This window comes from Actinomadura montaniterrae, assembly GCF_008923365.1.
GTDB lineage: Bacteria > Actinomycetota > Actinomycetes > Streptosporangiales > Streptosporangiaceae > Spirillospora > Spirillospora montaniterrae.
Genome location: NZ_WBMR01000034.1, coordinates 35,964 through 62,131, shown reverse-complemented (window position 1 = coordinate 62,131; position 26,168 = coordinate 35,964). Strand labels below are relative to the sequence as shown.

Genomic DNA, 26,168 nt, shown 5'->3' with positions numbered 1-26,168 from the left:
GGGCGCCCCCCCACGACCGAACGCGGTCCGGTCAGAGGGCGTTGAGGAAGCCGGCGGCGATGGGGGCGGCCGCCTCCGCGCCGGTGCCGCCGCCCTCGACGATCACCGCGAAGGACAGGTCGCCGCGGTAGCCGATGAACCACGCGTGGGTCGGCGGGTTCGCGCCGGAGCCGTACTCGGCCGTGCCGGTCTTCCCGGCCGTCCCGGACGGGAAGTTCACGCCGCGCGCGGTGCCCTCGCTGACGACGGCCGGCATCAGCGAGTGCAGCGCCGACTTCACCGCGGGCTCCAGCCGGTGCGGCGGCTCGGCCTTGCGGCCGGCCGCGTCCACCGCCTTCGAGACCAGCGACGCGTCGACCAGCCGGGGCGAGCGCCACACGCCGTTCGCCGCCGCGCCGGCGACCGCGGCCATGTTCAGCGGGCTGGTCAGCACCTCGCCCTGCCCGAACGAGGCCGCGGCGAACGCGGTGTCGTCCTTGTTGCCGGGGAACGAGGCGCGGACGGCGGGCAGCCCGGCGACGACCGGGGCGTTGAACCCGAACTGCGCCGCGACCTGCGCGACCCGCTTCTCCCCCAGCTTGTCCACGGCGAGCCGCGCGAAGGTGGTGTTGCAGGAGTGCGCGAACGCCTCGCGCAGCGCGACCGTCCCGAAGTCCTCGTGCTGGTAGTTGTGGAACGAGCGGCCGCCGACCGTCGTGGTGGCGGGGCAGGGCACCTTGGTGGACGGCGACATCCCGCCCGCGACGAGCGCGGCGGCGGTGACGACCTTGAAGGTGGAGCCGGGCGGGTAGCGGCCCATCAGGGCCCGGTTGTAGCCGCCGGGCTTGTTCGCGACGGCGAGGATCTCGCCGGTGGACGGCCGGAGCGCGACCAGCGACGCGGGCTTGGCCGCGGAGCCGAGCGCCTTGCCGGCGGCGGCCTGCACCTTCGGGTCGATCGTGGTCTTCAGCGGCGTGCCGTCCGCGCCGCCGAACCGCTTCAGGGTCTTCACCGGCTTGCCGGCGGCGTCCACGATCTGGACGGCGAGGGCGGGCGTCCCCGAGAGCCGCTTCTCGTACTGCTTCTGGAGCCCGTCGGTGCCGACGGTGTCGCCCTTGCGGTACGGGGCGCCGAGCTTGGCCGCGGCCTCCGCGGACGCGGGCCCGACCGGCCCGGCGAGCTGCTGGACGGACCCGGACGGCGACCCGGCGAGGCTGCTGCCGTCCGCCGCCGTGATGTCGGCGCGGGCGGGCCAGGCGCGGGCGGCGTTCAGCTTCTGCCCCTCCTCCAACCCCGGGTACATGACCTCGGGCGACCAGGCGACCCGCCACTTGCCGCCGCTCTTGGTGAGCGGCAGCGCGCCCTCGTAGGTCCAGGTGCGGGCACCGGCGAGGGTCAGCGCGGCGGTGTAGGAGCCGCCGGCGGTGTCGCCCTTCGGCTTGCCGACGGACGCGACGGTGTAGTGCTGCGCGGTGACGCCGAGGCCGTCGCGCATGGCGGTGAACCGGGCGGTGAAGTCGGCGGGCGGATCGGCGGTGAGGGCGCGCATCGCGGCGTAGTCGCCGCGGCTCCACGCCGCCAGGTAGCGCTTCGCGGCGTCCCCCGGGCCCTCCCCGCCCCGCAGGAACCACACCGCTCCCGCCCCCACGAGCACGGCCGCGGCCGCCACGGCGGCGACGGCGACCACGCGGGATCGGCGCATGTCATGTCCTTTCGGTCGTTGGACGCACAACAACACCAGGTCAGCGCGCAGATGTCCAAGATTGATATCCGGGTGACTGCGATATGGATCCTGATATGGTCGCTGGTCGTGAACATCGTCGGCCACCTCACCTGCTTCGTCGCGGTGGCCGAGGAACTGCACTTCGGCCGCGCGGCCGAGCGGCTCGGCATGGCCCAGCCGCCGCTGAGCCAGCGGATCCAGCGGCTGGAGCGCGAGCTCGGGGTGCGGCTGTTCGACCGGTCCAGCCGCAAGGTGGAGCTGACCGCACCCGGGCGGCTGCTGCTGGACGAGGCCCGTGACATCCTCACCCGCGTGGATCGCGTCTACTCCGTCGCCGAGCGGGCCCGGCTCGGCGAGGTCGGCACGGTGCGCACCGGGCTGCCGAGCGACCTCGGCGGCCCGATCGTCGCCGCGCTGATCGCCGCGTTCCGGGACCGCCGCCCGGACCTGCGCCTCGACCTGCGCGAGACGGGCACGGCCGAGCAGGTCCGCGCGCTGGCGGAGGGCGCGCTCGACGCCGGGATCGTCCGGCATCCGTGCGACTCGCGCGGCCTCGGGCTCGGCCCGATGCTGGGGCAGCCGGTCGGGGTGCTGCTGCCGGAGGGCGCCGCGCTCGCCGCGTCCCCGGAGGTGCACCTCGCCGACCTCGCCGGCCGCGACCTGGTCGTCTTCCCGCGCGACGAGGCGCCCGGCGCCTACGACGAGGCGCTGGCCGCGTGCCGCCGGCACGGGTACGCGCCGCCCGCCGTCCACGAGGCGCGGCATCCGCAGTTCGCGCTGGGCCTGGTCCTCGCCGGGACGGCGGTGGCGCTCGTCCCGCGCACCGACGACTCCGCCGGGGTGACGTGGCGGCCGCTGGTCGGCGAGCCGCTGGTGTGGCGGACGTCATGCGCGTGGCGGCGCACCCGCGACCCCGAGCACGAGCGCGCCATCGCCGACTTCACCGCCGTCGCGACCGCCGTACTGCGCCGCGAGGCCGGGATGGCGCCGCTGGACGCCGCGCCGCCGCGCCGCGTCGTGTCCCGCCCGTCCTCGGGGTTCCTGGCATGACCGGCACGCAGCGGCCCGGCACGCAGCGGACCGGCACACAGGCGAGCGGCACGCGGGACGCGGCGGCCCGGGACACCGCCGTGCGGATCGAGGCGGCGTTCCGGGACGCGGGCGTCACCGGCTTCCTGCACGCGGCCGACATCGACACCGGGCGGGAGGTCGCGGCCGGCGCCGACGCGCCGGTGGTGCTGGCGTCGGTGTTCAAGGTCCCGCTGCTCGTCGCGTTCCACCGCCGGGCCGCCGAGGGCCTGCTCGACCCGACCGAGCAGGTCACGCTGCCCGCCGGGGACCGCACGTCCGGCCCGACGGGGGTGTCGGCGCTGCTGGACGACGTGCGGATGTCGCTGCGCGACCTCGCCTGCCTGATGATCACGGTGAGCGACAACGCGGCGGCGGACGCCCTGCTGGACCGGGTCGGCCTGGACGCGGTCAACGCCGCCGCCGCGGCACTGGGCCTCCGCGAGACGGTGGTGACGGGCGGCGGCCGGCAGCTGTTCGACGACCTGATGGCGGACGCGGGCGCGTCCGGGTTCCCCGAGGTGTGGGCGCGGCTGGACGAGCCCGGCATGGCGGCCCGGCTGCGCGCCCTCGACCCGTCCCGGACGAGCCGCAGCACGCCCCGCGACATGACCCGGCTGCTCGCCGCGATCTGGCGGGACGAGGCGGCGCCGCCGGACGGGTGCGCGGCGATGCGGCGGCTGTTCGGGCTGCAGGTGTGGCCGCACCGGCTGTCGTCCGGCTTCCCCTACGACGACGTGCTGGTCAGCGGGAAGACGGGGACGCTGCTGACCGTCCGCAACGAGGTCGGCGTCGTGGAGTACCCGGACGGCGGCCGGTACGCGGTCGCGGTGTTCACCCGGTCGCTGCTGCCGATCGCGGTGCTGCCGCAGGCGGACGCGGTGATCGGCACGGCGGCGCGGCTGGCCGTGGAGGCGCTGCGGCGCACCGCGTCCGGCCGGTGACCGAACGTGGCCGACCCGATATCGGCGATCCGGCCGACCGCTAATCCAGCACTCCTTCCGTAAACGTAGGCTGTACCCCTGCTTTGATCTCTCTTGGAGGAACGCGTTGCGGCTGCCGGAGCATCTGGAGCTACTGCTCACCGACGAGCCGGTGCTCGACGTCTACGCGCACGGGCCCTGGCGCGTCCCCGACGGGCTGTTCGAGGAGATCTCGGCGCGGATCGACGCGCTCGCGAACGACCCCCGCGCCGCCGACCTCACCACCGACGAGCACAAGCTGCTGACGCTGCCCGCCTCGCTGGTCACCGCGGAGATCTTCGGCATCCTGGCGTTCCTGCCCGGCGGCGGCGCGATCAAGGCGGGCTCGTGGTCGCAGCTGCCCGAGCGGCTGCTGCACGGGCACCTCGCCAACCCCGGCGCGCTCAGCACCCGGATGACCCGCTGGGACGCGCCGGGCGGCCGCTGGCGCCCGCCGGTGGACTGGCTGATCGAGGCGCCCGACCGGGAGCTGGCGATCGAGCTGGCCCGCGAGTGCCTGGGCGTGCTGGAGGGCATCGAGCCGCTGGAGGAGCGCCGCAAGGCGCTGCTGCGGCTGTACTCCGACCCGCCCGAGTGCGACGTGAACCTGCCCAAGATGGAGCTGCGCGAGCACTGGCACGCGCACGCCGGCGACGACATCGTCGCCGCCGTCCCCGAGCTGCTCGGCCCCGTCGGCTATCTCGACTGGGTCTGCGAGGGGCTGCTCGCCGCGTACGGGATCCTCGCGGAGGTCGCGCCGCGCGACGAGTCCCCGGAGTCGCACCTGATCCAGCTGCTGCTGCAGGGCAGCATGGAGCACATCCCGGCGGAGCTGGCCGCCGCCCTCGGCGAGGACCGCTACCACGACCTGCAGCAGCGCTTCCCGGCCGAGCGCCGCGGCTTCAAGGCCGACGCCTGGCAGCAGCGCACCCGCGCCTGGCTCGTCCGGGCGCTGGTCGCGGGCGCCGCCGACGCGTGCCGCGCCTGGCTCGACATGGCGATGCGGTTCGTCGCGATCGTCCAGGGCCTGCCCGGCGACCCGTGGTTCCCGAAGGCCGAGTGGATCCCCGTCGGCCAGTTCCAGACCGACCTCCGGCGCCTGTACGCGCCGCGCCGCCGCGTCGTCAACCCGCTCACCGAGACCCTCAAGGCGCCCGCCGCCGACGACGACTCCGAGGACGGCGGTACGGGCGCGACGGCCGCAGGCGCGCGCGCGGAGCTGGCCAGCACGCTGGTCGGGCAGCCCGAGCTGACCGCCGCGCTGGAGGCGCTGTCGCGCGGCAAGGAGCCCGTCCGGCTGCTGATCGCGGGCCCGGACGGCACCGGCAAGCGGGACGCGGCGCAGGAGCTCGGCAAGGCGCTCGCGCTCGGCCGCGACCCGCTGTGGGTCACCGACAACCTGTACGCGGGCCAGCGGCTGTCGGACGCGGTCGCCAAGCTGCACGCCGACACCCGCGACTGCGCCGGCGACCGGCTGCTGATCATCGACGGGCTGGACGGCATCGTCGCCGACCCCGGCAACGGCGAGGCGATCGCCGACGAGCTGCACCGGCTGCTCGCGATCCACCCGGACCTGAACCTCGTCGTGCTGTGCGACGCGGGCGGCGACGAGCGGATCCGGGACGTCAACCCGGTGCTGCCGGGACGGTTCCGGATCGCGCGGACCAGGCCGTTCGACGCGCAGGGCCACGCCGAGCTGTTCCGCCGGGCGCTGGACCGGCTCGGCGCCCGCGCCACCCGGCAGGCCGTCGAGGCGGCGGGCGCGCTGCTGGCGGCGACGCCGCCGATGCAGTCGCTGCGCAACGCGCGGCTGGCACCCTACCTCGCCGACCAGGTCGTCGCGGCGGTCCGGGAGCGGACGGAGGGCGGGGCGGAGATCGTCGTGCGCAAGGGCGACATCCCGGCCGCGCTCGACACCGCGCAGTCGGCCGGGAACCCGCTGCACGAGCTGCGCGACCTCACCGGCCTCGACACCGTCAAGCACGAGATCGCGCTGCTGGTCGCGGGCACGCACGCGGCGCGGCTGCGCAGCGAGTCCGGCCTGCGGATCACCCCGCCGACGCGGCACATGGTGTTCACCGGCAACCCCGGCACCGGCAAGACGATGGTGGCGCGGCTGCTCGGCCGCATCTACAAGAAGCTCGGCGTGCTGTCGTCCGGGCACCTGGTCGAGGCGTCCCGCGCGCACCTGGTCGGCGAGTACATCGGGCAGACCGCGCCGCGCACCCGGCGGCTCGTCGAGCGGGCGATCGGCGGCGTGCTGTTCATCGACGAGGCGTACACGCTCACCCAGTCGCCGCTGAAGGGCGACTACGGCCACGAGGCCATCGCCGAGCTGGTCAAGCTGATGGAGGACCACCGCGACGACCTCGTGGTGATCGTCGCCGGCTACCAGCAGGAGATGGCGGAGTTCCTGGCCGCCAACCCCGGCCTGGACTCCCGCTTCCCCAAGCAGATCCACTTCCCCGACTACACCGACGACGAGCTGATCACGGTGTTCGGGCAGCTCGCGGAGGCGGACGGGTTCCGGCTCGCGCCCGGCACCGAGGAGACGCTGCGCTCGATGCTGCGGACCGCGCCGCGCGGCCCGTCGTTCGGCAACGGCCGGCTGATGCGCAACCTGCTGGACGTCGCCGTCGCGAACCAGGCCGACCGGATCGCGTCCGCGGCCGTGGGCGCCGGCGGCGACGGCGGGCCGGCGAAGCCGCCCGCGAAGAAGGACCTGGTCACCCTCACCGCCGAGGACCTGCCGCCGCTGCTGGACCACCCGGAGGAGTTCTTCGGCCTGTACCTGTGACGCCTGTACTCCCGGCGTCCGGGGTATGACTCAGGCGGCTTCCCCGCCGGCCCGACGAAGGCGAGGGACCCGTGACCGCCACCCCCTGGGAGGACGACCGGCGCCGCCTGGCCGCGCTGCTGCGCGACATGGCCGCCCATGAGGTGTCGCTGCTGCGCGACGGGACGCGTCCGTGGACGTGGTGGCTCGACCGGGCCGTCCTGCACGGGCGCCGCCACGGTTTCGTCAACACGCTGCTGATCGGCGCGCAGTGGCGCGCGGCGACGGACGTCCGGTCGTACGAGGACTGGCGCGCCGCCGGGCGCCAGGTCAGGAGGGGCGAGGCGGGCATCCGCGTGCTGTCGCGGACGGGCCGCCCCTACGCCGTCTTCGACATCGCGCAGACGACCGGCCTGCCGCTGCCTCCCGCTCCAGCCGGGCCGCCCGCGCCGCCCGAGGGGCTCGTCCACCGGCTGGCGGGCGAGCTGAGCCGGGGGCTGCCGCCGGTGGAGGCCGATTCGGTCGCGTATCTCGTCCTGGCGTGGCTCGGACTCGAACCGGATCCGCCGGTGTTCCCGGTGAACGCGTTCTGGGCGGGCGCCGAGGCGGGCGACCGGATCCTGCGGACGGCCCGCCGCGTCCACGATCGCGTGCGCGACCCGTCCGGCGGGGTCCTGCCGGACGCGCACCGCTTCTTCCGCGCCCGCCTCAAGGCGAGCTGGGTGCCCGCCTACCTGGACGGACGCGGCTTCCCGGCGGCCGTGCAGCGGCGCCGCCAGATCGGCTGCGCGCCGGACTCGCCGCACGCCCTCGTCGATCACCTGCGTTCGCTCGGGCACGCCGACGAGGCGATCGTCGCGTCGGGGCTGGCGCGGCGCGGGGCGTCGGGACGGCTCAACGCCATGTTCCGCGACCGCGCGATGTTCCCGATCCGCAGGCCGGACGGGGCGATCGCCGGGTTCCTCGGCCGCCGCCGCGACGACGCGGACGGCCCGAAGTACCTCAACGGCCCCGACACCGGCTTCTTCCACAAGGGCGAGCTGCTCTACGGCCTGCACGAGGTCCGGGAGCGGCTGGCGGCGGGCGCGCGTCCCGTGCTGGTCGAGGGCCCGCTGGACGCGATCGCGGTCGAGACCGCGCGGGCACCCGAGTACGCGCCCGTCGCGACCTGCGGGCTGTCCCTCACGTCCGCGCACCTGGCGGCCCTCGCGGACGCCGCCGACCTCGACGCCACGGGCGTCCTCATCGCCCTGGACGACGACCCGGCGGGCCGGTCCGCGGCCGTCCGCGCGTGGGACGTCCTGACCCGGGTCGCCGGCCCGCTCGACCTCGCCTCGCTGCCCGGCGGCCAGGACCCGGCGGGCGTCCTGGCCGCGCAGGGCCGCGACGCGCTCCTCCAAGCGCTGCGGACGGCGATCCCGCTGATGGACGCGGTCGTGGACGCGGCGGCGGCGCGCGCGGGCGGTTCCCTCACCAGCCCTGAGCAGCGCCTCGCCGCGCTCCGCGCCGCCTGCTCGCCGATCACGGCCCGGCCGTCCGGGGCGGCCCGGCAGGTCGTCCGCCTGGCGGCCCGGACGGGCCTGCCGGCGCCCCTCGTGACCGTGGTCCTCGCCGACCACCTCACGGGCGGCTGATCACGGGACGAGGCCTGCCGCGAGGGCGAACAGCAGATCCTCCCGGCCCGCGCTCGTGACCAGCTGCAATCCGGCGGGCAGCCCTCCGGCCGTCCCGGCGGGGACGGTCAGCGCGGGCAGGCCGAGGACGTTCCAGGCGCACGTCAGGCTCAGCAGCACCGGCTGCACCCGGCCCAGCGCGCACTCCTCCTGCCCGATCTCCGGCGCGGTGATCGGGACGGTCGGCAGCGCGAGCACGTCGTGGCGGCGCAGGAGCGCGGCGGCCTCCTCGGCGAACCGCGCCCGCTCCCGGGACGCGCGGACGTACCGCCAGCCGGGCGTCTCCCCGGCGCGGCGCAGGCGGTCGAGGGTGGCCGGCTGGTACAGCTCCGGGGCGTCCGCGACGCGTTCCGCGTGCACCTCGTAGGCCTCGCTGTCCTGGATCGCGGCGAAGACGCGGCGCAGCTCCCGCAGCTCGACGCGTTCGGCGGGCGCGCCGGGGAGCAGCCCGCGGACGATCTCCGCCACCTCGTCCGCGACCGGAGCGCCCTCGACCCACGCGACGCGGAGGTCGTCGTGCCCGGCCAGGGCGTCCTGCGGCTGCCGCGTCAGGACCCGGTAGGCCGTCCGGCAGTCGGCGGCCGTGGCGGCGAGCACGCCGACGTGGTCGAACGAGACCGACAGCGGGAAGACGCCCTCGGTCGGCACGGCGCCGTAGGCGGGCTTGAACCCGGCGATGCCGCAGAACGCGGCGGGAATGCGGACGGACCCGCCCGTGTCGGTGCCGATGGCGAGCGGGACCATGCCCGCGGCGACCGCGACCGCGCTGCCGCCGCTGGACCCGCCGGAGATCCGGGACGGGTCGTGCGGGTTGCGGGACGGGCCGTTCACCGCCGTGTCGCCGCTCGCGCCGTACGCGAACTCGTGCGTGGTGGTCTTCCCGACGATCACCGCGCCGGCCGCGCGGAGGCGGGCGACGCAGGCCGCGTCGCGGTCGGCGACGTACCCGTCGAAGTGCGCCGAGCCCATCCCGGTCGGCAGGCCCGCGACGTCGACGATGTCCTTGATCGCGACGGGCACGCCGTGCAGCGGGCCGCGGTCGCGTCCCGCGGCGAGTTCCTCGTCTGCGGCGCGGGCGGCGGCCGCGGCGCCCTCCGCGTCCACCGTGACGAACGCGTTGAGGGACGGATCGATCGACTCCAGCGCGCGGTCGAGCAGCCCGGCGGCCGTCTCCGCGCCCGACCGCAGGTCGCGGCCCAGGTCGCCGAGCGTCCGTCCGGCGAAGAATCCCGTCATGCCGCCTGCATAGCACGGCGCGCCGGACCCGTGCCGCTCGCGCCGCCGCCGATCGCGGGAGGCGCCGTCCGGCGGTCCTCCGGCCAGGGCCGTCGCCCGCTCGTCGCAGGAATCCGACCGTTCGGCGACGGGACCGCCGGACGCGTGAACCTACGCGCGGGTACACGGCAAGCTTCATCGCACCTTGTGGAGGCGTTCCCACCGGTTCGCTGGGGGGCGGGGCGGCGGCCCGCGGCGGTCGCCGCCCCTGTAACCGGTGCCTTCCACAGCCGGGTGGGGGGACGGGGCCACGGCGGCGCGGTCTTGAGGCGCGCACCCGCCGCCGTGGCCTCCCCGGCCGCCCCGCCGCCCTCACCGCGTCCCCGGCTCCCTGTCAAATCCGCTGACAATGCCCGCCATCTGGGCCTTTCGGCCCGGCGCTGCGGCAACTACCGTCATAGTGTGAACGCGCCGGTGGAGCGGTACCGCCTCTGGGGGCGGACCCCCAGACCCCCCGGGCTCCCGCCCGAAGCGCGGGATCAGCAGGGGATCACCGGCACCGCCGACCGGGCGATGATCTGCACCGCCGACCACCGCGCGTCCTCCGCTGGCCTCGCGATCCTGCGGGCCGGCGGGTCCGCGGCCGACGCGGCGGTGGCGGCGAACGCGGTGCTGGCGGTCGTCGCGCCGCACCGCTGCGGGCTCGGCGGCGACCTGTTCGCGCTGGTCCACGACCGTCCCGGGCCGCCCGCCGCGCTGAACGCCTCCGGCCGCGCCGGGTCGGGCGCCGACGCCGCCGCCCTGCGCGCGGAGGGCCGCCGCCGGATGCCCGTCCGGCACGACCTGCGGTCGGTGACCGTCCCCGGCTGCGTGGACGGCTGGCTCGCGCTGCACGCCCGGCACGGCCGGACGCCGCTCGCCGAGGTGCTGAAGTCGGCGATCCTGCACGCCGAGCGCGGGTTCACCGCCTCGCCCGGCCTCGTCGCGGCCTGCCGGGACGCCCCGGGCGGCGACGGGCTCGCGTGGCCCGCGCGGCCCGGCGAGCAGGTGAAGCGGCCGGGGATCGCCCGCGCGCTGCGGGCCGTCGTCGCGGACGGGCGCGCCGGGTTCTACCAGGGCGAGTTCGGCGACGGCCTCCTCCGCATGGGACGCGGCCTCTACGCTCCGTCCGACCTCGCCGAGCCCTGCGCGGAGTGGGTGCCCGCGCTCGGCGTCCGCGCGTTCGGGCACGACGTGTGGACGGCCCCGCCGAACTCGCCGGGCCACGTGCTGCTCGCCGCCCTGGCGGTCGCCGCCGGGTTCGACCTGCCGGATCCCGCCGACCCCGGCTGGGCGCACCTGCTCGCCGAGTCCGTGCTCGCGGCCTCCGACGGCGGCGGGGAGGCGGACGCCGCGGCGCTCCTGCGCCCGGACCGCATCGACGCGCTCCGCGCCGCGATCGACCCGGCCCGGCACTGGCGCCGCCGCGGAACGGTCCAGTCCGGCGACGCCGCCTGCGTCTGCGTCGTCGACGACCGGGGCATGTCCATCGCGCTGCAGCAGTCGAACGGCACCGGACTCGGCTCGCTCCTCTTCGAGCCCGGAACCGGGATCAACCTCCACAACCGCGGCGCGGGGTTCACGCTGGCGCCCGGCTCGGCCGCCGAGTACGGGCCGCGGCGCCGCCCGCCGCACACGCTCGTCCCGGTGGTCGCGACGCGCCCCGATGGCACGTTCCGGGCGGTCCTCGGCTGCGCCGGCGGCGGCGTCCAGCCGCAGGTGGACCTGCAGATCCTCGTGCGGCTGCTGCGCGGCGCGGCGGCCGAGGACGCGCTCGCCGCGCCCCGCTGGCGGCTCGCCGGCGGGCTCGGGCCGTTCGAGGCGCCGCAGGGCAACACCCCGATCCGTCTCGACCTGCAGGCCGGGGCCCCGGACGCGTGGGCGCGGCACCTGCCCCGCTACGGGCACCTCGTGCGGGCGGCGGCGGAGGACGAGGAGTTCGGCGAGGCGCACCTCATCGAGGCCGGTCCCGGCGGCGGCCTCCGCGGCGACGGCCCCTGCCCCTTCACGCTCCCCCGCGTCCGCTGAGCGGGGATTGACGGGAGTCAGAGGGGGGACGTGATCCTTCCCGGGCGTATGCCGACCACCGAAGGGACCGCGCCATGACCGAGGCCGTGACCGCGTCCACCCCCCTGTCCGATGACGAGGTCCGGCGGATCGACGTGTACTGGAGAGCCGCGAATTACCTTTCGGTAGGGCAGATCTATCTGCTGGGCAACCCCCTGCTGCGCGAGCCGCTGCGGCGGAGCGACATCAAGCCGCGACTGCTCGGCCACTGGGGCACCTCGCCCGGCCTGAACTTCTGCTACGCCCACCTGAACCGGGTCATCAAGGCCCGCGACCTCGACATGATCTACATCATGGGGCCGGGCCACGGCGGGCCGGCGGCCGTCGCGAACGCGTGGCTGGAGGGCACCTACAGCGAGGTGTACCCGGACGTGTCGCGGGACGGCCCGGGCATGGAGCGGCTGTTCCGGCAGTTCTCGTTCCCCGGCGGGATCCCGAGCCATGTCGCGCCGGAGACGCCCGGCTCGATCCACGAGGGCGGCGAGCTGGGCTACTCGCTCGCGCACGCGTACGGCGCGGCGTTCGACAACCCGGACCTGGTCGTGGCGTGCATCGTCGGCGACGGCGAGGCCGAAACGGGGCCGCTCGCGGCGTCGTGGCACTCGACCAAGTTCCTCGACCCGGTGCGGGACGGCGCCGTCCTGCCGATCCTGCACCTCAACGGCTACAAGATCGCGAACCCGTCGGTCCTGGCGCGGATCTCCGAGGAGGAGCTCGTCCAGCTCCTCGACGGCTACGGGTACCGGCCGGTCGTCGTGAGCGGGGACGAGCCGGAGTCGATGCACCGGAAGATGGCCCTGGCCCTCGACCAGGCCCTGGACGAGATCGCCGGCATCCAGCGGGCCGCCCGCGACGGCGGCGACACCGCCCGGCGGCGCTGGCCGATGATCGTCCTGCGGTCGCCGAAGGGCTGGACGGGCCCGAAGGTCGTCGACGGCCTGCCGGTCGAGAACACCTGGCGCTCGCACCAGGTGCCGCTCACCGGCGTCCGCGACGACCCCGAGCACCTCGCGCTGCTCGAGGAGTGGCTGCGCTCCTACCGTCCCGGCGAGCTGTTCGACGAGGAGGGCCGCCCGTTCCCCGCGCTCACCGGGCTGGCGCCGGAGGGCGAGCGGCGGATGAGCGCGAACCCGCACGCGAACGGCGGGCTGCTGCTGCGCCCGCTGAAGCTGCCCGACTTCCGCGACTACGCCGTCCCGGTGGGCAAGCCCGGGACGACGACGTCCGAGGCGACCCGCGTGCTCGGGACGTTCCTGCGGGACGTGGTGGCGGGCAACCCGTCCAACTTCCGGATCATGGGCGCGGACGAGACGGCGTCCAACCGGCTCGGCGACGTCTTCGCGGCCACCGACCGGGTCTTCGAGGGCGAGCGGCTGCCGACGGACGAGTATGAGATCCCGGCGGAGCCGGGCGGGGGGCGCGGGGGGTCGTCCCCCCGCAGGCTGTTCGCCCCGCACGGGCAGGTCATGGAGGTGCTCAGCGAGCACCTGTGCCAGGGCTGGCTGGAGGGCTACCTGCTGACCGGGCGGCACGGCCTGTTCAACAGCTACGAGGCGTTCGTCCACATCGTGGACTCGATGTTCAACCAGCACGCGAAGTGGCTGAAGGTGACGCGGCGGCTGCCGTGGCGGCGGCCGATCGCGTCGCTGAACTACCTGCTGTCGTCGCACGTGTGGCGGCAGGACCACAACGGCTTCACCCACCAGGACCCGGGCTTCCTCGACGTGGTCATGAACAAGAAGCCCGAGATCGTCCGGGTGTACCTGCCGCCGGACGCGAACACGCTGCTGTCGGTCGGCGACCATTGCCTGCGCTCGCGCGACTACGTCAACGTGATCGTCGCGGGGAAGCAGCCCGCGCTGAACTGGCTGCCGATGGACGCCGCGATCGCGCACTGCACGCGCGGCATCGGCATCTGGGAGTGGGCGTCGACCGATGGCGGCGCCGATCCCGACGTCGTCATGGCGTGCGCGGGCGACATCCCGACGCTGGAGACGCTCGCCGCCGTCGACATCCTCCGCCAGCTGTTCCCCGACCTGCGCGTCCGGGTGGTGAACGTCGTCGACCTGATGCGGATGGAACCCGACACCGAGCATCCGCACGGGCTGCCGGACCGCGAGTACGACGCGCTCTTCACCACCGACAAACCGGTCATCTTCGCGTTCCACGGCTACCCGTACCTGATCCACCGGCTCGCCTACCGCCGCCACGGCCACGACCACCTGCACGTCCGCGGCTACAAGGAGGAGGGCACCACGACCACGCCGTTCGACATGGTCATGCTGAACGACCTGGACCGCTTCCACCTCGTCATGGACGTCATCGACCGCGTCCCGTCGCTCGGCGGGCGCGTCGCGCACATCCGCCAGCGCATGGCCGACCAGCGCCTCGCCCTGCGCGCCTACACCCGCGAGCACGGCGAGGACGCGCCCGAGGTCCGCGACTGGACCTGGCCCTACTGAAGACGGGCCTTACTGAAGACGGGCCTTACTGAAGACGTGGCCTTGCTGAAGCAGAGCCGTACCAGAGAGCCGTACTAGGGGGACCGCGATGCGCATCCTGACCGTGAACCCGGGGTCGAGCAGCCTGAAGCTGAGCATGATCGACCCGGACGGCTCCGTCGTCACCGAGAACGCCGGCGCCCGCCACGAGGTCGCCCCGATGGTCGCGGACATGCCGGCGCCCGACGCGGTCGGCGTCCGGTTCGTGCACGGCGGTACCGGCTTCACCGAGCCCGTCGTCGTCGACGCGGCGGTCACCGAACGGCTGGAGGCGCTCGCCGACCTCGCGCCGCTGCACCAGCCCGCGTCGCTGCACGCGCTGTCGGAGATCACCGCCGCGCTGCCCGGCGTCCCGGCCGTCGCGTGCTTCGACACCGCCTTCCACGCCACGCTCCCGGACGCCGCCGCGACCTACGCGCTGCCCGCGGAGTGGCGGGAGCGGTTCGGCCTGCGCCGCTACGGCTTCCACGGCCTGTCGTACTCCTACGCCGTCCGCCGGACGCGCGAGATGCTCGGCGCGCTGCCGACCCGGACGGTGATCTGCCACCTCGGGTCCGGCGCGTCGCTCGCCGCCGTCGCCGACGGCCGCTCCGTCGACACGACGATGGGCTTCACGCCCCTCGAAGGGCTCGTCATGGCGTCCCGCGCCGGCAGCGTCGACCCCGGCATCCCGCTGTGGCTGATCAAGCACGGCGTCGAGGCGTCCGAGGTCAACGAGGCCCTCGAGAGCCGGTCCGGGCTGCGCGGGCTCGCCGGGACGGGCGACATGCGGGAGATCCGCGAGCGCGCCGAGGCCCGCGACGCCGTCGCGCTCGCCGCCCTCGACGTCTACCACCACCGGCTGCGCGCCTGCGCCGCCGCGATGGCCGCCACCCTCGGCGGCCTCGACGCGCTGGTCTTCACCGGCGGCGTCGGCGAGCACGACCCGTCCGTCCGGCACCGCCTCGCCGAGGACCTCGCCTTCCTCGGCGTGTCCGTCGACCCCGCCCGCAACGACGGCGCGCACGGCGACGCCGACGTCACCGCGCCCGGTTCCGCCGTGCGCGTCCTCGTCGTCACCGCGCGCGAGGACCTCGAGATCGCCGACGGGGTCCGCCGGTGCCTCCGCTGACCCGCGCCGGACGCGCCGCCGGCGCCCCCGCCACCGGTGGCCGCCCGGAGGGCAATGACATCCTCCAACCTGCACCAATACCGGTAAAGCGCCGGATATCGCGCATACGATGACCGGGATGGAGAGACCGGCGGACGCCCTGGAGAGCCTCGCGCGCAAGCTCGAGAACATCCAGGCGATCACCGATGAGGCCTTCGCGCACATGGGCGTCGAGGAGTTCCTGGACACCCTGCTCGACCGCGTCCGCGACATCCTCGGCGTCGACACCGCGGCCGTGCTCCTGCTGGACCGGCGGGCCCGGCTCCTCGAAGCGGCCGCCGCGAAGGGCCTCGAGGAGGAGGTCACGCAGGGCGTGCGCGTCCCCGTCGGCCAGGGCTTCGCCGGACGCGTCGCCGCCGAACGGATCCCGGTCTACATCCCCGACGTGCCCCACGCGACCGTCTACAACCCGCTGCTGGTCCAGCGGGGCCTGCACTCCCTGCTCGGCGTCCCCCTCATCGGCGGCGGGCGGCTGGTCGGGGTCATGCACGTCGGCACCCTGGCGCCGCGCCGGTTCACCGCGGACGAGACCGAGTTCCTGCAGCTCGCCGCCGCCCGCGTCGCCCTGGCGGTGCAGTCGCTGACGAGCCGCGCCGAACGCGCCGGCGCCCTGGAACTGCAGCGCAGCCTCATCCCGTCCGGGCTCCCGGAGATCCCCGGCCTCGAGCTGGCCGCGCGCTACCGTCCCGGCAAGGAGAGCGTCGGCGGCGACTGGTACGACGTCTTCGACCTCCCCGCGGGCGAGATCGGCATCGTCATGGGCGACGTGGCCGGGCACGGGCTGGGCGCCGCCGTCGTGATGGGCCGGATGCGCAGCGCGCTGCGCTCGTACGCGCTGGAGACGACCGACCCGGCCGAGGCCCTCGGCAAGCTCAACCGCAAGATGATGCACTTCGAGCCCGACGCGACCGCGACCGTGCTCTACGCGGTGTGCGATCCCGCCTTGGACCGGGTCCGGCTGTCCTCGGCCGGCCACCCGCCCCCGGTCCTCGCCCTGCCCGGCCGTCCGGCGGAGGCCGTCGACATGAAGTTCGACCTCCTGATCGGACTGGACGAGACCACGGCCCGCCACACGACGGTGGTGGAGCTTCCCCCCGGAGCGCTGCTGTGCTTCTACACCGACGGGCTCATCGAGCGGCGGGACGACTCGGTCGACAGCGGCATCGCACGGCTGTGCGGCGCCGTCCGCGCGGACCCGCCCGAGCAGGTCGCCGCCGCGGTGATGGGTGCGCTCATCGGCCGCGAGCGCGCCGAGGACGACGTCGCGCTGCTCCTTCTGCGCCGGGCCCTGGACGGCCCGGCGGCCGCGGAGCCCTTGCCCTAGGCTCTGGGCGCATGGCGGACAACGCGTGCCGGGTGTGCGGGAAGGCACTGCCGCGCCCGGACGGACGGCCCGGGCGGGCGTCGGTGTACTGCTCGGCCGCGTGCCGGCAGAAGGCGTACCGGACGCGGCGGGCCGGCGGCGGCGACGCCGTCCACGACCTGATCTCCGACATCGAGCGGCGCGTGCGGAGCCTGGCGCCCGAACGCCCCGAGCCGTTCTACGCCGACGTGCGGGAACTGTCGTCGTCGATCGGGCGGCTGCGCCGCATCGCGCGCGTAGCGGCGGACGCGACGCGGTCCGTCCCGGCTGCCGTCACGGAATCCGTCACGCATTCCGTCACGCCGGCGCTCACGGAATCCGGCACGCCCGGATCCGGCACGTCCGAATCCGGCACGGAATCCGTCACGCCGGAGCCCGTGACGAATCCGCTCCGGGACGGGGACGAGATCGATTTCGCGGCGCTCGTCGAACCGCACCGGCGCGAGCTGCAGGTCCACTGCTACCGGATGGTCGGCTCCTACGACGACTCCGAGGACCTCGTCCAGGAGACCCTGCTGAAGGCGTGGCGGAACCGCGACGGGTTCGAGGGGCGCTCCAGCCTGCGCACCTGGCTCTACACGATCGCCACCAACGCGTGCCTGGACTTCCTGCGCCGCAACGAGCGCCGCCCGCAGCGGTACGCCCCGTCCCCCGTCCCGCCGTCGAACGAGGTGACCGCGCCGCCGTTCCTGCCCTGGCTGCAGCCGTTCCCCGACGACCCGGAGGCGGCGGCGGAGACCGCGGAGACGCTGGAGCTGGTGTTCCTCGCCGCGATCCAGCACCTGCCGCCGAAGCAGCGCGCCGTCCTGATCATGCGGGACGTGCTCGGCTGGCCCGCCGCCGACACCGCGGCCGCCCTCGGCCTGACCGTGGCCTCGGTGACCAGCGCGCTGCAGCGGGCCCGGCCCGCCCTCCGCGATCGTCTCCCGGAACGGCGTGACGAATGGGCGCGCGGCACCGACCCGTCCGAGGCCGAACGCGCGCTCCTCGACCGCTACATGCGGGCCGCCGTCGACGGCGACACGGCCGCGATGACCGCGATGCTGCGGGAGGACGTCCGCATCACCATGCCCCCGAACCCGCTGTGGTTCGGCGGCCGGGACGCGATCATCGGGATGCTCTCGCAGACGTTCGACCCGTCCTCGCCCGCGTACATCGGCCGGTGGCGGCACCTGCCGGCCAGGGCGAACGGGCAGCTCGCCCTCGGCGGCTACGTGCAGCGGCCCGGCACCCGCGTCTACCGGGCGCAGGTCATGGACGTCCTGCGGATCGAGGACGGCCTGATCGCCGAGATCACCTCGTTCGAGCCGCACCTGTTCCCCGCCTTCGGGCTGCCGCTGACGCTGACCGATTAGTTTCCCCGCCGCGCGCGTCTCCATAGGCGTCCCACAACAACGCGAGAACGGAACACGGACATGCTCCTGGAGAACAAGAACGCGATCATCTACGGCGCCGGCGGCTCGATCGGCGGGACCGTCGCGACGACCTTCGCCCGCCTGGGCGCGACCGTCTTCCTCGCCGGCCGGACCCGCGCATCCCTCGACGCCGTCGCCGCGGACATCGCGGCCGCCGGCGGCCGCGCCGAGGTGGCCGTCCTCGACGCGCTGGACGAGAAGGCCGTCGAGGAGCACGCCCGGCAGGTCGCCGACGCCGGCGGCATCGACGTCTCCTTCAACCTCGTCACGCGCGGCGACGTGCAGGGCATGCCGCTCACGCAGATGCCCGTGGACGACTTCGTCAGCCCGATCACGACGGGGATCACCGCGAACTTCATCACGGCCCGGACCGCCGCCCGGCACATGTCCGAGCGCGGCTCCGGGGTCGTCCTCACGCTGAACAGCGGCTCGGCGAAGGGCAGCCCGATGATGGGCGGCACGGGCCCGGCGGACGCCGCGCTCGACGCCCTCGTCCGCAACCTGGCGCAGGAGTGCGGCCCGGCGGGCGTGCGCGTCGTCGGGATCTGGACGGCGGGCCTCCCCGAGACCCTCTCGCCGGAGAAGCTGTCCCAGTTCGGCCCGCCGATGGACGACGCCGCCTTCCAGGCCCTCCTGACCCGCCTGGACGAGATGCGCCTGCTCCGCCGCTCCCCCACGCTCGCCCAGATCGCCGACACCGCCGCGTTCCTCGCGTCCGACGGCGCCGCCGCCATCACCGGCACCTTCGTCAACGCCACCGGCGGCATCTTCACCGACTGACCCCGCCCGTGGTCAGCGGCGGGGGTCGCGGCCGGTGACGCCCAGCACGCGGTGCAGGAGGGGCGCGTCGTCGGGGACGGGGACGGCGGGCCCCCAGAGGGTCGGGACGGGAGCCTTCGGGACGAAATCGGCCACGTGGTCGAGGCAGGCGCGGAGCGTGTCGTCCGGCAGCGCGAAGGGCCGGCCGGTGGCGGTGGCGAGGTCCCAGCCGTGTACGACGATCTCGGTGAACGCGATCTTGCCCCACAGCTCGTTGGGCAGCGTCGTGCCGCCCGTCTCGGTCTCGCCCTCCCAGGCCGCCGGGTCGGCCCAGGCCTCGCCGAGCGCCCGCACGTGCTCGGCGACGCGCTTGTGCCAGCCGTCGCCGAGGCCCGTGGCGCCGCCGGATCCGGGAGGCTCCTCGCGGGCGAGCCCGGCGAAGCCAGCGGACACCGTGTCGACGTGGAGGATGAGGTCGCGGACCGTGTACTCCGTGCAGGGCGTGGCGTCGTCGAGCCGGTCATCGGAGACGCCCGCCAGCACGTCGATCATCCGGTCGCAGGCCGGGGTCATGTCGATCATCGGTCTCCTCGCAGTGCGGTTCCTCGGCCGCGCGAACGCGGCCCGTGGGATATAGACCTGCGGGGAGCCCGAAACTCGTCGGTCACGACCGTAGCCGCCCGCGGAGATGATCGAGCCGGGCCGTGACCGCGAGGGCCGCCGAGCAGCCGCTGGTCACGGCTCGGTGAGGGGTTCGGCCTCGTAGGCCTGGTGGAGCAGGTCCAGGAAGCGGGGCGCGTCGGGAACGGGCGCCGACCCGATCCGGTGGACGGCGATGCCCGGCGTCCACGAGTTCATGACCACGGCCCCGGACAGCGACGGGACGTCGGCCGGCGTCACCTCCTTGACACGCTGGGGCACGCCGAGCCGTTCCAGTTGGCGGCGGACGATGCCCATCGTGGTGCCGACCAGCATCGGCGCGTCGGGCCACACCACGGCGTCGCCGTCCCAGAAGGCCAGGTTCCAGATCGTGGCCTCGGTGAGCCGGCCGCGGCGGTCGACGAACGCGGCGTCGTCGAAGCCGTCCCGGACGGCCCGCCGCATGAAGTACGTCTTGGCCACCTCGCCGACATGCTTCACGGCGGGCAGCACCCGTTCGTACTCGACCGTCGCGAGCGCCAGGGGCCCCTCCGGGCCGGTCGCGGGCGGCCTCGTGCGGACCAGGACGTCGGGCTCCGCGTCCTCGACCGGAGCGGACCCGCCCGGCGCCACGTACATGGTGGCCGTCAGCGAGACGTCCGCCGGACCGGCCTCCAGCGCCGTCCGCAGGAAGGACCGCACCCGGTCGTCGGGCACCGCCCGGCCGAACAGTTCCGCCGACGCGGACCGCAGCCGCTCCAGATGCAGGTCGAGGCCGCGGATGCGGCCTCCGCGCACCTGCATGGCGGTGAAATGGGCATAGCCCGCGAAGGCGAGCGGCGCCAGTTCCCCGGTGGTCGCCGCGTGCCCGTTGCGGTGGGCGAGTGTGGTCATCGGTGTCTCCATAGGTCCGGAATGATCGCCGCCCTCATCGTGCATGCTCACACGTCCGGGCCTACGGTGTCGGTCCCCTGCCCTACCGTGGGGCCGCGTGATCACCTCCCGCCCCGAGAACGTCCTGGCCGTCCCCGACGCGTGGCTGGAGGACCTGCTCCCCCGGCACGGGGGGCGGGTCCCGGCGCCCGAGACCGTCCCGGACCAGGAGGCGCACGCCGCCGTCCGCGACGGCCTTGAGGCCGCCGAGCCCCTCGTCCGCGAGGTGCTGGAACACCGGGGCACCGTGCCCGGGCTCGCGGAGGCCGGGCTCGCCTACCTGAAGGGCGAGGCGACCCCGCTGGGGGCGGCGGTGGTCGCGCGCGTGGAGACGATGGCGCGGTCGAGGTCGCGTTTCGCCTGCGACCCCGGCTGGGCCGACCACCTCGCGGCCGAGCACGGGCTCGCCTTCGCCGCCTGCGTGTTCGCCGAGATCGAGGGGATCTGGGTCTCCGGCGACGGCGGGCCGGTCGGGCTCGAGGAGCAGCCGGCCTACGTCCTGGAGGGCACGGGCGACCTCGACCACGCCCACTGGGCGGCGGGCCGCGCGGGCCGGCGGATGCGGGCGTTCCTGGCGGCCGCGGGCGAAGACGACCGGACCGCGGCCGTGCAGGCGCTCGCGGGGCACCGCCAAGGACCGGTCCGGCGGCTGGTCGCGGCCTTCCTGATGCCGGACCGGACGGACTGGGTGGACGACTGCTGCCAGGACCCGCCGCCGCGCACGTCGTACTACACCTCGTCCGGCGCCAAGATGCTGTGGTGGTCGCTGGGGACCGCCGAGCAGGTCGAGCGGCTCGGCGACTGGGCCGTCCTGCAGACCGGCGAGCGGGACCCCGACGTGCTCTACACCCTGGTCGACGGGCTGGGCGAGGCCGCGGCGCCGGTGCTGGCGCGGTCGCTGGACGGCGACGCGGAGCCGAAGGAGCGGCGCCGCATCGTGGACGCGCTGGCGCGGATCCCGGGCGACGAGGCGTTCCGGATCATGGGCGGCCGGCTCGACGCGACGCACGTGCTGCCCGCGATGGAGGCGATGATCGACCGGTTCCCGGTCCGGGCGCTGCGGCTCCTGCCGGAACTCGGCACCGGCACCGCCTGGCGGTCGTCGCTGGCGGCGGGCCTGCTGAACGCGCACCTCGAGGCGCACCCGGAGCTGGTCTCGGCGGCGGACCTGAACCCGCGGGCCCGGGAGGCGCTCGACGCACTCCAAGCCGCGCGCACGGCCGAGGCGCCGCTCGACCAGGTGCCCGCGGCCCTCCGGAAGGGCGGGAAGAATCGGGCGCCGGCGTGGGCGCGTCCGGCCGCGCTGCCGCAGGTCCTGCTGCGCGGCCGCGAGCACGCGCTGCCCGCGGCGGCGACGGGCCACCTGGTCGAGGCCCTGAGCAAGGCGAGCCCGCGGCGCGCGCCCGCCCAGAGACTCAAGGACGCGCTCGACGCGCTCGACCCCTGGTCGCTGGCCGAGTTCGGCTGGAGCCTGTTCGCCCGGTGGCGGGCGTCCGGCGAGGCGACGCGGATCGGCTGGGCACTGGCGCAGCTCGGCTGGACCGGCGACGACGAGATCGCGCGGCGGCTGGGCGGGATGGCCCGGTCCTGGCCCGGCCAGAACGGGATCCAGCTGCCGCTGAAGGCGCTCGACGTGCTCGCCGGGATCGGCACGGACGTGGCGGTCATGCAGCTGCACCTCGTCGCGGACAAGGCCCGGCCCAAGCGGCTCAAGAAGCGGGCGGGGCAGCTGCTGACCGAGGTCGCCGACGAACGCGGGCTCACGATGGACCAGCTCGGCGACCGGATCGTCCCCGACTTCGGCCTGGACGCCGGCGGCGGCATGACGCTCGACTACGGCCCGCGGACGTTCACGGTGGGCTTCGACGAGCAGCTGCGACCGGTCGTGTTCGACGGCCGCGGCACGCTCCGCAAGACGCTGCCGAAGCCCGGCGCCAAGGACGACCCGGAGGCGGCGCCCGCCGCGTACCGGGCGTTCACCGGGCTGAAGAAGGACGTCCGCACGGTCGCCGCCGACCAGATCGGCCGGCTGGAGCGGGCCATGGCCGGGCAGCGGCGGTGGACGACCGGCGACTTCCGGCGGCTGTTCGTCCGGCATCCGCTGCTGTGGCACCTCGTCAGGCGGCTGGTCTGGCTGCACGACGGGGACGGGGCCGCTCCGGTCGCGTTCCGGGTCGCCGAGGACCGCACGTTCGCCGGCGTGGACGACGAGGCGCTGCCGCTCCCGGAGTCCGGCGAGGTCCGGATCGCGCACCCGGTGCACCTGGGCGAGAGCGTCGCGGCCTGGTCGGAGGTCTTCGCCGACTACGAGATCCTGCAGCCGTTCCCGCAGCTCGGCCGGCCCGTCCGCGCGTTCACGGCGGAGGAGGCGGCCGGCGACCGGCTCGACCGGGTCGCGGGCACCGTGGTCGGCGTCGGGAAGGTGCTGGGCCTGGAACGCCGGGGCTGGGAGCGCGGCACGCCGCAGGACGCGGGCGTGCAGCACTGCCTCACCCGCGGCGTGGCCGGACGCACGGTCGTCCTGGACGTGAGCCCCGGCTTCCCGGTGATGTCCCCCGCCGAGTGGCCCGAGCAGACCCTCGGCGCCGTCTGGATCGCCGGGTCCGAGGCGTCCGATCCCCATCTCGCGGAGGCGACGTTCGGGGAGCTGGACGACGTCGAGGCGTCCGAACTGCTCCTCACCCTGCACGATCTCGCCGCTCAGGCTGTGCCCGCGTAGGCGGGGCGCCCTGCGGCGCCGTCACTCGGGCTGCTCGGCCTTGGTGATGGCGTAGACGGCCGGGCGGAGGATCTCGACGACGCGCTCGGGGTCGGCGTCGGCCAGGTGGTCGAGCTCGATGAGGTGCCGGCCGAGGGCGATCCCGATCAGCATCGCGTTGACGACGGCTGCCCGCAGGTCGGCGTCCTCGTCGGGGATGGCCTGCCCGATCCCCTCCTTGCGGAGCCGCGCCGCGGACCGGAACGCGCGGGCGGCCTCCGGGTGGGTCAGCATCGACCGCAGGAGGGCGAGCGACTCCACCGGTTCCTCGGCCAGCGAGGTGCGGAGCCGGTCGAGCAGTTGCTCGGCGACCTCGTCGGCCGTGCCGCCGGGCATCCAGCTCGCGCCCGCCTCGATGGCCCGCGCGAAGAGCTTCTCCTTGCTGCCGAAGTAGTGCATGACCAGGCCGGGGTCGACGCCCGCGGCGGTGGCGACCGCGCGGATGGTGGTCCGGTCGTAGCCGGCGTCGGCGAAGATCCGGCGGGCGTGCTCGAGGATGCGGGCCTGGGTGGCGCGCCGCTGCTCGGCCCGGGACCCGCCCCCTGGAGTGCTCACCTTCTCATTCTATGAGCGTTGACCGGGCCGCCCATTTCGTTCTACATTCGTTGAACCAGTCATACAACGCACGTTGAACGAAGGAGCGGCCATGAGCGCACCGGCGACACCCCTGGAAGTCCTCGAACGGCGGCGGGACCTGCTGATCAACCGGGACATGGAGGCGTTCGCGGACCTGTTCGCAGCGGACGGCGTCATCGAGCTGCCGTTCGGCGGCCCGGGACTGCCGGACCGGCTGGAGGGCCGCGACGAGATCCGCGCGTTCTCCACGAAGGCGGGCCGGCCGGACCTGGAGATCCGCGACCTGCGCGTCCGCGACGTCCACCGCACCACCGACCCCGAAGTCGTGATCATGGAGCTCACCACCGTCGGCCGGGTCGTCGCGACCGGCGAGCCGTTCGAGGTGCCCTGCATCCAGGTCTTCCGGATCCGCGACGGCCGGATCGTGCTCTTCCGCGACTACGTCGGAGCCGGATCGCTGCCGGCCCCGTCCTGATCGCGCGATCGCCCGGCACGCGGCGCAGACGATCCCCTACGCTCTGGTGATCGCAGTCGGACGGAATGCGGGGATCCGGTGGATTCGTTCAGTGACGCGCTGCTGACACTGGCCGCGCCGCGGCTCGGGGTGGCGGCGGAGCGGTCGGCGCGCCTCAACCGCGCCCTCGAAGGGACGACGTTCCGCCGGAACCTGGAGGCCGGGGTCGCGTGGTCGGGCGACCGGCGGATGGCCGCCGGGATCCTCGGCAGCCACGCCGAGGACAACACCTTCCAGTGGAGCTGGGTCGTCCCGGGCTTCGCCGGGACCCCGGCCGCCGCGCACGCCGAGCGGCTCCGGGAGATCGGCGAGCGGCGCGGCGTCCCGGAGCTGACCGAGCCGCTGGTCGACCTCGGCGGGTTCTACGACCCGCGCGCCGCCGCCGACGACCTCGCCCTGCTCGCGGTCGCGCTGCTCGACGCGAGCGCCGCGATCCGGCACGGCCACGGCGGCCGTGCGCTCACGTTCATCGTCGCCGACGCGCCCGACCTGACGTCCGGCGCGCCCGCCGCCGAGCAGGCCGGGGCCTGCCTGCGGCGCGCCGCCGACCTGCTCGGCGACTACGACGCCCGTCAGCACACGGACGCGATGATGCGCGGCTACGCCGGCCATCACGGTCTCGCCGTGCGCGGGACGGAGATCGAACTGCCGGACGGGACCGTCCCCTTCCCCACCAAGGACGACGGCCGTTCCGGTCTGCTGCTCGTCAACGAGCTCGACGTGAACGGGCCCGTCCCCGCGTCGCTGCTGGCGACGGCCGCCCCGGCGATGGCGTGCGTCCTGGCCGGGCAGAACGCGCTGATCGACCGGCTCTCCGACGACGGCGTGGACTGGCGGACGCCGCCCGAGTGGGACGCCGCCGCCGGGACGCTGCGCTTCGGCGGCACCGTCACCGTCCAGGCCCGGGAGATCGGCGTCTTCGCCCAGAACGGCACCTGGACCTGGGCGGACGGCGACGGCCCGGCACAGGCGAAGGAGCTGGTCGCCGCCGGCGGCGAGCCATCGTGGGCGGCCGGCGAGGTCGACCTGAGCGGGCATCCCCGGCCCGCGCACGTCGCGGAGCTGCTGACCTGCGCGGCCGCGCGCCTCGGCGGCGGCTGGGGCGCCTGGTCGGTGCCGGGGCCCGGCGGCGAGCGGCGGTTCGCGCTCGTCGATCCCGAGCAGCCCGGCACCGGACCGGACACCATGCTGGCGGCGCTGCACACCAGCGCCAACATCGTCCAGCAGCTCGTGCTGCGGCGGGACCGGTACGAGATCACGCGCGCGATGGCGCTCGGGGTGTTCGAGCACTGCGGGTACGTCCCGTGGCACGCCGGCGAGCCCGAGTTCCTGATGGGCGTCCAGGGCCTGTACCAGGTGCGCGCCTACGTGAGCGTGGACGGCACCATCTACCGGCTGTCGTCCGGCCTGTTCGGCCAGCCCGGCTGACGCGCGTCCAGGCCTGTGTGCCCGGCCGGGGCGTCGCAGGTCAGGCCAGGAGGGCGGCCACCGCGTCGACGACGAGGCGGCGGCGCCGTCCGGCCGAGCCGTCCTCGATGAGGGCCTCGAACTCGGGCATGCTCGCGCTCCACAGGCCCGACAGGTGGATGACCAGGCCGAGCAGTTCGGCGGCGGAGAAGCGGGTGGGGAGCGTGCCGTCGGCCTGCGCGGCGGCGATCGCCCGGATCTTCGCCTCGTTGCCCGCCACGACGGGCGCCAGGAGGTCGGACGAACCGGCCCGTTCCAGCCGGTACCAGGTCGCGATGCGCTGTACCCACGGGCGCTTCTCGTAGGAGTCGTGCAGGCGGCCCGCGTACTCGGGGAGGTTCGCGGCGTCGATGGGGACGTCGTCGAGCGTCTCCCGCACCATGGCGTCGAAGACGGCGTCGAACAGGCCGTCCTTGCTGCCGAAGTAGTGGTAGATCTGCGCCTTGTTGCTGCGGGCGGCGGCGGCGATCCGGTCGACGCGGGCCCCGGCGATGCCGTGCGCCGAGAACTCCTCGCGTGCCGCGTCCAGCAGCCGTCGCCGCGTGGCGTCCGCGTCCCGTGCCATGCCCCGCACTCTATCAACTAACCGTT

19 protein-coding genes are annotated in these 26,168 nt (G+C 75.0%); 13 read left to right on the top strand and 6 right to left on the bottom strand.

Annotated features, from left to right (window positions below; all coding sequences use genetic code 11):
• Window positions 1–31 precede the first annotated feature (31 nt).
• Window positions 32–1,681: a penicillin-binding transpeptidase domain-containing protein gene (locus tag F9B16_RS15065; protein ID WP_151540680.1), complete on the bottom strand. Its 1,650-nt coding sequence runs from the start codon at window positions 1,679–1,681 to the stop codon at window positions 32–34.
• Window positions 1,682–1,789: 108 nt separating this feature from the next.
• Here F9B16_RS15065 and F9B16_RS15060 point away from each other — a divergent pair, with 108 nt between their 5' ends.
• From F9B16_RS15060 to F9B16_RS15045, 4 genes are all read left to right on the top strand, one after another.
• A complete protein-coding gene (locus F9B16_RS15060) occupies window positions 1,790–2,752 on the top strand; it encodes a LysR family transcriptional regulator (RefSeq protein ID WP_151540679.1) in 963 nt (320 codons plus the stop codon).
• Window positions 2,749–3,714 carry a serine hydrolase gene (locus tag F9B16_RS15055; RefSeq protein ID WP_151540678.1) on the top strand — a complete coding sequence of 322 codons (966 nt, stop codon included), beginning with the start codon at window positions 2,749–2,751 and terminating at the stop codon, window positions 3,712–3,714. The genes F9B16_RS15060 and F9B16_RS15055 overlap by 4 nt, the downstream gene beginning before the upstream one ends.
• A 106-nt stretch (window positions 3,715–3,820) precedes the next feature.
• Window positions 3,821–6,529 (top strand): AAA family ATPase, encoded by a 2,709-nt coding sequence (locus F9B16_RS15050; protein ID WP_151540677.1) that lies wholly within the window; start codon window positions 3,821–3,823, stop codon window positions 6,527–6,529.
• A 71-nt stretch (window positions 6,530–6,600) separates the two neighbouring features.
• Window positions 6,601–8,142, top strand: coding sequence for a toprim domain-containing protein (locus F9B16_RS15045; protein ID WP_151540676.1), 1,542 nt, complete (start codon window positions 6,601–6,603; stop codon window positions 8,140–8,142).
• On the opposite strand, the gene F9B16_RS15040 is transcribed toward F9B16_RS15045, so the two are convergent.
• Complete coding sequence (locus F9B16_RS15040; protein WP_151540675.1) at window positions 8,143–9,417, bottom strand: amidase; 1,275 nt, start codon at window positions 9,415–9,417, stop codon at window positions 8,143–8,145.
• Between the two features lie 441 nt (window positions 9,418–9,858).
• On the opposite strand from F9B16_RS15040, the gene F9B16_RS15035 reads away from it, so the two are divergent.
• The 6 genes from F9B16_RS15035 (at window position 9,859) to F9B16_RS15010 (ending at window position 18,711) form a co-directional block, all read left to right on the top strand.
• The gene (locus tag F9B16_RS15035; protein WP_225991640.1) at window positions 9,859–11,463 is read left to right on the top strand and encodes a gamma-glutamyltransferase; all 1,605 of its coding nucleotides are present in this window, start codon (window positions 9,859–9,861) and stop codon (window positions 11,461–11,463) included.
• A gap of 74 nt (window positions 11,464–11,537) precedes the next feature.
• Window positions 11,538–13,964 carry a phosphoketolase family protein gene (locus tag F9B16_RS15030; RefSeq protein ID WP_151540674.1) on the top strand — a complete coding sequence of 809 codons (2,427 nt, stop codon included), beginning with the start codon at window positions 11,538–11,540 and terminating at the stop codon, window positions 13,962–13,964.
• Between the two features lie 88 nt (window positions 13,965–14,052).
• The gene (locus F9B16_RS15025; protein ID WP_151540673.1) at window positions 14,053–15,114 is read left to right on the top strand and encodes an acetate/propionate family kinase; all 1,062 of its coding nucleotides are present in this window, start codon (window positions 14,053–14,055) and stop codon (window positions 15,112–15,114) included.
• 118 nt (window positions 15,115–15,232) lie between these two features.
• Window positions 15,233–16,477 (top strand): PP2C family protein-serine/threonine phosphatase, encoded by a 1,245-nt coding sequence (locus F9B16_RS15020; RefSeq protein WP_151540672.1) that lies wholly within the window; start codon window positions 15,233–15,235, stop codon window positions 16,475–16,477.
• An 11-nt stretch (window positions 16,478–16,488) separates the two neighbouring features.
• Window positions 16,489–17,871 carry a sigma-70 family RNA polymerase sigma factor gene (locus F9B16_RS15015; RefSeq protein ID WP_151540671.1) on the top strand — a complete coding sequence of 461 codons (1,383 nt, stop codon included), beginning with the start codon at window positions 16,489–16,491 and terminating at the stop codon, window positions 17,869–17,871.
• 60 nt (window positions 17,872–17,931) lie between these two features.
• Window positions 17,932–18,711 (top strand): SDR family NAD(P)-dependent oxidoreductase, encoded by a 780-nt coding sequence (locus F9B16_RS15010; RefSeq protein ID WP_151540670.1) that lies wholly within the window; start codon window positions 17,932–17,934, stop codon window positions 18,709–18,711.
• 12 nt (window positions 18,712–18,723) lie between these two features.
• Here F9B16_RS15010 and F9B16_RS15005 read toward each other — a convergent pair whose 3' ends face one another.
• Window positions 18,724–19,272: a TIGR03086 family metal-binding protein gene (locus F9B16_RS15005; protein WP_151540669.1), complete on the bottom strand. Its 549-nt coding sequence runs from the start codon at window positions 19,270–19,272 to the stop codon at window positions 18,724–18,726.
• A 153-nt stretch (window positions 19,273–19,425) separates the two neighbouring features.
• Window positions 19,426–20,223: an aminotransferase class IV family protein gene (locus F9B16_RS15000; protein ID WP_151540668.1), complete on the bottom strand. Its 798-nt coding sequence runs from the start codon at window positions 20,221–20,223 to the stop codon at window positions 19,426–19,428.
• A 97-nt stretch (window positions 20,224–20,320) separates the two neighbouring features.
• Here F9B16_RS15000 and F9B16_RS14995 point away from each other — a divergent pair, with 97 nt between their 5' ends.
• Window positions 20,321–22,981 (top strand): DUF4132 domain-containing protein, encoded by a 2,661-nt coding sequence (locus F9B16_RS14995; protein ID WP_151540667.1) that lies wholly within the window; start codon window positions 20,321–20,323, stop codon window positions 22,979–22,981.
• A 21-nt stretch (window positions 22,982–23,002) separates the two neighbouring features.
• Here the strand turns inward: F9B16_RS14995 and F9B16_RS14990 are convergent, their stop codons facing one another.
• Window positions 23,003–23,575, bottom strand: coding sequence for a TetR/AcrR family transcriptional regulator (locus F9B16_RS14990; RefSeq protein WP_151540666.1), 573 nt, complete (start codon window positions 23,573–23,575; stop codon window positions 23,003–23,005).
• Between the two features lie 91 nt (window positions 23,576–23,666).
• Between F9B16_RS14990 and F9B16_RS14985 the strand changes: the two genes are divergently transcribed.
• Window positions 23,667–24,071: a nuclear transport factor 2 family protein gene (locus F9B16_RS14985; protein WP_151540665.1), complete on the top strand. Its 405-nt coding sequence runs from the start codon at window positions 23,667–23,669 to the stop codon at window positions 24,069–24,071.
• A gap of 78 nt (window positions 24,072–24,149) precedes the next feature.
• Complete coding sequence (locus F9B16_RS14980; protein ID WP_151540664.1) at window positions 24,150–25,538, top strand: DUF6882 domain-containing protein; 1,389 nt, start codon at window positions 24,150–24,152, stop codon at window positions 25,536–25,538.
• Window positions 25,539–25,578: 40 nt separating this feature from the next.
• Here F9B16_RS14980 and F9B16_RS14975 read toward each other — a convergent pair whose 3' ends face one another.
• A complete protein-coding gene (locus tag F9B16_RS14975; RefSeq protein ID WP_151540663.1) occupies window positions 25,579–26,142 on the bottom strand; it encodes a TetR family transcriptional regulator in 564 nt (187 codons plus the stop codon).
• Window positions 26,143–26,168 lie beyond the last annotated feature (26 nt).